Here is a 6,000-nt window from a genome sequence, read left to right on the forward strand (position 1 = left end):
AAATTATTGGCTTAACATTCGTAGTTGTCTAAACTTCTTAGACATATTCCCTATTTAGAGTAATTTAACTTTAGATTCAATCCCCTCTCCCTAGGTATCTAAACCCAATGGAAAAGATAGACGACATCCACCAGAGATTTTAGGCCAACACGATATTGGTCACTCAGGCGTTTTCAAAGGAGGTGAAGTTCCTCTTTTCAGCGGATGTTTAGAAAACAACTAAAACAACTTAAAAATCCGCCAGACTATTCCTGTCTAGCGGATTTTATATTTTTAGACTATAAATGAACAGAAACATTACGATTTAAAACATATTTAGCGGCCTCAACATATTCTGTTGCTGCTCTTTGGCTAATTGCTGCTGTTGGAACGATGCTTTCAAAGGCATGATAACAGCCCGGATACAAATGAAATTCAACATCAACACCAGCCTGACATAGCCTTGTTACATATTGTAATGTTTCATCACGGAAAGGATCTAATTGACCAACACATGTATAAGTAAATGGTAAACCAGATAAGTCTTCTGCTCTTGCAGCTGCAGCATATTGTGACACATTATCACTACCATTCTCCCCATTTAAATACATTTCCCAACCCTTTTGATTTAAATCATGATTCCATATCATATGTCCTGTAATCTCCAAAGAAGAAGGCGTATTATTGCGATCATCAATCATTGGATAAAGTGGCATTTGAAAGCTAAGCTTAGGATAATTTCTATCACGAGCTAGCAATGCTAAGGCTGCTGTTAACCCACCTCCCGCACTTGCTCCAGCTATGCCAATACGGGCACTATCAATGCCTAGATCAATTGCATGATCAGCTATCCATTTTAGAGCTGCGTAGCAATCCTCGAGTGGTGCAGGATATGGATGCTCAGGTGCGAGTCGATAGTCTACTGACACAACGATACAATTTGCTTCATTCACGAAACGTTGACATAGTAAATCATCGCCCTCTGGAGCACCTATTACATATCCCCCTCCATGAATCCATAAAAGTGCTGGTAAATCCCCTTTTTTTTCCTTCTGTTTATAAATTCTTAAACGCAGTGAATCATTATCATCTGGTCCTTGAATAACTTTGTTTTCAACAGAAATATTGTCAGCTATTGCAGCAGGTTGAGCAGTAGCAGCCATCCCCTCTCTAGTAGCCTCTACATTGTCTAAATCTAAAGGCGGGAATAGTGATAACGTTTCTCTTAATTCTGGGTTAATACGATTTTCCATCCTTTTCATCCTTTCATCATTAAGATGTTAATCCACCATCAATCGTCATAACTGCACCATTTACATAAGAAGCATTCGTTGAAATTAAGAAACCGATCACATTTGCAATCTCTTCTGGTGTTGCGAGTCTTCGCATAGGTCCGTTTTCCTCTGGACTCGACTCTAATCCCTTCGTCATATTCGTTACAACACCACCAGGGCATATAGCATTTACTCTTATTCCACTAGGACCATATTCGATGGCTGCTGTTTTTGTTAGTCCAATGACACCATGTTTACTCGCTGCATAGCCACCTAAATATGGCTGACCTTGAATGCCTGCTGCAGATGCAGTGTTCACAATAACTCCTGATTTTTGTTGCTCCATTTCTTTTAATACATATTTTAAGCCTAGAAATGCTCCTTTAAGATTAACTGCTATAACTTTATCAAATGTCTCTTCTTCTAAATCTCCTAATAAAGATGGAGGGCTTAATATACCAGCATTATTAATAAAAATATCAATCTTCCCAAAGTTCTCCTTTGCTGCTGCTACATACTTCTTGACATCCTGACTTTTGGACACATCTGCATGTACAAAAATAGCATGTTGATTATGTTCTTTTACAGCTTCTAAAGTCTCTTGACCATTGCTGTCATCAAAGTCTACTAAAACAATCGCCATATCCTTTTTCGCTAAAAGTTTAGCAGTTTCTCTTCCTATACCGCTCCCAGCTCCCGTAATAATTGCTACCTGCTGTTTCATCCCTAGTTCTCCCTTCCTTGTACATTGATTAAGACATTGTTTTTTATTTTTGCAACGTAAAACCTTCAAAATTGTTTTGGGCAATCTCATTGCAACGTTTTGTATAATAATCAAATCCACCAAGATAAATTAAAAAACTTCGATGCTTTCCAGCAATATTGGCACCAGTATACCAAGAGTCGCCTTTAACATATAATGTTGTATTTGCAATTTCACGACAATGCTTGCTCCATTCTTCCTCTGCCTGCACATTGGTATCCATTAAATCTATGTCGTGCTCACGTAAATATTCTATACAATTAGCGATCCATTCAACGTGCTGTTCAATAGCAATTGGCATATTGACAAGCACCGATGGACTTTCGGGACCTGTAATCATAAACAAGTTTGGGAACCCTGCTGTCGTTAAGCCTAAATACGTTCTAACCGACGCACCGTTCTCCCATTTATCCTTTAATGCAATGCCGTCTCTTCCTTTAATATCGATTTTAAACAATGGACCTGTCATACCATCATAACCAGTAGCGAAAATAAGAATATCTAATTCATATTGTTCATCCACTGTTTTAACACCAGTTTCTGTTATTTCTTCTATTGCTGATTCCTTTATATCAACTAATAAAACATTGTCTCTGTTGTACGTTTCAAAATAATCGGTATCTAGTACTTGTCTTTTCGTACCATACATATACTTTGGACTTAGCCTCTCTGCTACATTTGGATCTTTGACAATTTCACGGATTTTCGAGCGGATAAAATCTGCAGCCTTTTCATTCGATTGTTCATTTGTTAATAAATCATTATAAGACATCGCAAAAGCAAATCCGCCTTCTGCCCAAGCATCCTCAAAAACTAGCTGCCGTTCACTTTCACTATCCTCCATAGCAGATCGATTATTTTGTTGGTGAGGTGAACCTGCTACAGAATTCCTCATAGCTTGCTTTAATGTTTCAAAATTTTCCTTTGTACTTCGAATAAATTCCTCATCATAAAAATGGTTTCGTGCAGGAATTGTATACTGTGGTGTACGCTGAAATACTGTTAAATGCTTTGCCTCTTTTGCCAATACTGGAATTGCTTGAATTCCACTCGAGCCTGTCCCAATAATCCCTACTCGTTTTCCAGTAAAATCAACTTTTTTATGTGGCCAATGCCCCGTATGATACCACTTACCTTTAAATTGATTTAATCCTTTCATGTTTGGAATATTTGCAGCTGATAAGCAGCCTATTCCTGTAATAAAATACTTTGCATACACTTGACTGCCATTATTTAAATATATTAGCCACTTACTACGCTCCTCATCAAAGTGAGCAGCATTTACACGTATATTAAATTGAATATCCTTACGCAACTCAAAACGATCTGCTACATAGTTTAAATAGTTTAATATTTCCTCTTGCTCCGGGAATCTAGATGTCCAATTCCATTCCTCATATAATTCTTTTGAAAACGTGTAATTATAATAAATGCTTTCAACGTCACATCTAGCACCAGGATAACGATTCCAATACCATACGCCCCCTACTCCGTCCCCTGCTTCATAAACGACTGTAGAAAATCCCTTACTCCTTAGTTGGTATAACATATAAAGTCCTGCAAACCCTGCTCCAAGTACGACAGCATCTACCTCTTTGATTGAATGATTTTTCACTCACTCTTCCTCCCCCACCTCATAAATTCGGCTCATCACCATAACGTGTAGTCGATTTCCGTTCCGACTGGGCGCTTTCCTGGGAGCATCCGATAAATGGCATACGTCTTAACAAATCTCATCTACAACTTTTGGTGATGAATCGTAAATTTATAAACAGTCATAGAAACTTACTTCCACAGTTCCACAAATCCAATACTCAAAGAAAAGAATGAATATCTTAGCATTAATACTACAGTTTACAGAAAATATTGAAAATTCCTCATTTTATGCGTAGTATATACTTAAAAAAGGGGATACATCATGCCAAGTCTTTATACCATTCAAAAACATTTTGACACTATTGATAATTTTTCAAATCATGAAGAGTTATTGATACATATTTTGCAGGTATATTTGAACTCATTACCTATTAAAGATGCTTATTTATTGAGATATTCTCCAATAGGATTTGTTGCTGAAGGCATTATTTATTTAAATGAATCTGAAGGAGCTCATATCGGAGAAATTAGAGAGGAGATACGTAGTTTTCCAATAATTTATTCTGCCATTATCGATAAAAAGGCAAAATATTGTACAGGCATGGATTATTTAAAAAACATTAGTATTAAATATGTTGTCGACTCTAAACACAACAAGCTTTTAATCGTGCCTATATTTATCGGACCATATGTTTTTGGCTATATTTGTAGCACTCACTTTAAAGACGATATCGAAATAAACGATACGTTTCTAGATGATTTAACTAGCTTTGGTCATATGGTTGGACATCTATTAATTCAATCCAATAGGAAAAGTAAAGATATTTCCCTTAGTAAACGGGAGTTAGAGGTTATGATGCTGGTTGCTAACGGAGATAGTACGAAGGAAATTGCAAATATTATGGATCTAAGCGAATTAACGATCAATCAATATGTAAAGTCAGCCATTAAAAAGCTAAAGGCTAAAAACCGATCCCATGCTATTAGTTTACTTTTTCAGCAAGGCATTATTTTATAAATAAAAGAAGGGGATTCTCCCATCCCCTTCTTTGTAAAGTTATTAACTTGAAATCTATTATAGAAAGTTTCTTTTCAATCACTCTATTATATAATTTGTATTCTGTTCTTTTCGCTTTAATCGACCATCAAGGGACCAATTCGTCCACATCCTTAGAGCATGTTCAAATGGACCACGTTTATATCTTTTTAAATACAATACACTGCCTATGCATTGCGCACAATAAATTACTAACCCAAATAACATCCCATTCAGGATTCCTAATTTTCCGTACAGCCCAAAACCGTATCCAAAAAATACAGTTGTACAAATAATAGATTGCATTAAATAATTAGTTAGAGAAAGCTTGCCAACACATTCAAGAGCATAAATAAAAGATGACGTACTCCATTTCTTATAGAGTAAAGCAGCCACACATACATAACCTAGCGCTAGAACTTGTGCCCCACTCATCTGAAGCATAGTCGATAAATCTCCTTCTTTTAAGCTCAAATATTTACATAATAATCCAATCGGTACAAGTATCATACCTAACCTATACCACTTTTGCTCCCGCTCCATATTTTCAAATGCTCGCATTTTCGCAAGAGCCATGCCAAGTAAAAACAACGGTACATAGAATAAAGGTGCTACTAGTAATAGAATTGATTCTTCCTGTTCAGGCATCAGCCTACTTAAACGATGATTCACGACATCTAAATAACTACCATGTGCATAAACGTTATTTGCTTTTTCAATATACGCATCTATCTCCTGCTGATTTGCCGTAAAATCCAAGTTAATATTCATCATAAATGCAACTGAGCATACAAAGAAGATACTAGCCCATATGATGATCGTTTTTGCTTTTCGATTAATGAATCGTAACAAAAACAAAATCATAATACCGTAAAATAGGAGTATGTCACCTTCCCATATAAAAGTAGTGTGCAGCCAGCCTAATAAAATAAGCCCCATGCTTCGTCGAAGTATAACCCACCGACTTTTCAGCCCTTTTTCACGAACAGATTCAATTAACTTTATAAACGAAAATCCAAATAACAGCGTAAAAATAGGCATAAAAGATCCGCCGATAAACACCCTTACAAAATCCCCTGCACTTTGCGACGATAAATTTTTTAAGGCTCCATGCATACCATATTGAAAAACTACTAAATTAGCGAGCAAAATCCCTAGCAAACTAAATCCACGTAGACTATCAATAAACGAAACCCGTTTCACTCCCACCATGTTTCCCCTTTCCATTCATTTAATCAAAGGATAACGAAATAACCTTATCGCCATTTAATAGTTATCTTAAGGTGGTCTTAAAATTTGGCTCTTCACCAAAACGTGTGGTTGATTTCCGTTCCGACTGGGCGCTTTGTAGC

At 36.5% G+C, this 6,000-nt stretch carries 5 protein-coding genes; 1 reads left to right on the forward strand and 4 read right to left on the reverse strand.

Annotated features, from left to right (window positions below; translation table 11 throughout):
• Nucleotides 1–278: 278 nt before the first annotated feature.
• Genes QRN68_RS19215 through QRN68_RS19225 form a run of 3 tightly spaced genes read right to left on the reverse strand, consistent with a single transcriptional unit; the run spans nucleotide 279 to nucleotide 3,631 of the window.
• Nucleotides 279–1,232, reverse strand: a complete 954-nt coding sequence (locus QRN68_RS19215) for an alpha/beta hydrolase (protein WP_285398505.1) — start codon at nucleotides 1,230–1,232, stop codon at nucleotides 279–281.
• A gap of 19 nt (nucleotides 1,233–1,251) precedes the next feature.
• Nucleotides 1,252–1,977 (reverse strand): SDR family NAD(P)-dependent oxidoreductase, encoded by a 726-nt coding sequence (locus tag QRN68_RS19220; RefSeq protein WP_285398506.1) that lies wholly within the window; start codon nucleotides 1,975–1,977, stop codon nucleotides 1,252–1,254.
• 43 nt (nucleotides 1,978–2,020) lie between these two features.
• Nucleotides 2,021–3,631: a flavin-containing monooxygenase gene (locus QRN68_RS19225; RefSeq protein WP_285398507.1), complete on the reverse strand. Its 1,611-nt coding sequence runs from the start codon at nucleotides 3,629–3,631 to the stop codon at nucleotides 2,021–2,023.
• Nucleotides 3,632–3,934: 303 nt separating this feature from the next.
• On the opposite strand from QRN68_RS19225, the gene QRN68_RS19230 reads away from it, so the two are divergent.
• Complete coding sequence (locus QRN68_RS19230; RefSeq protein WP_285398508.1) at nucleotides 3,935–4,630, forward strand: helix-turn-helix transcriptional regulator; 696 nt, start codon at nucleotides 3,935–3,937, stop codon at nucleotides 4,628–4,630.
• 78 nt (nucleotides 4,631–4,708) lie between these two features.
• Here QRN68_RS19230 and QRN68_RS19235 read toward each other — a convergent pair whose 3' ends face one another.
• Nucleotides 4,709–5,857 carry a DUF418 domain-containing protein gene (locus QRN68_RS19235; protein ID WP_285398509.1) on the reverse strand — a complete coding sequence of 383 codons (1,149 nt, stop codon included), beginning with the start codon at nucleotides 5,855–5,857 and terminating at the stop codon, nucleotides 4,709–4,711.
• Between the last annotated feature and the right edge of the window lie 143 nt (nucleotides 5,858–6,000).

This window comes from Lysinibacillus sp. fls2-241-R2A-57, from assembly GCF_030209535.1.
Lineage (GTDB): Bacteria > Bacillota > Bacilli > Bacillales_A > Planococcaceae > Lysinibacillus.

Bases quoted from the DNA above. Each gene is read 5' to 3' on its own strand.
- QRN68_RS19215 (WP_285398505.1), bottom strand. From the start codon at position 1,232: ATGGAAAATCGTATTAACCCAGAATTAAGAGAAACGTTATCACTATTC.
- QRN68_RS19220 (WP_285398506.1), bottom strand. From the start codon at position 1,977: ATGAAACAGCAGGTAGCAATTATTACGGGAGCTGGGAGCGGTATAGGA.
- QRN68_RS19230 (WP_285398508.1), top strand. From the start codon at position 3,935: ATGCCAAGTCTTTATACCATTCAAAAACATTTTGACACTATTGATAAT.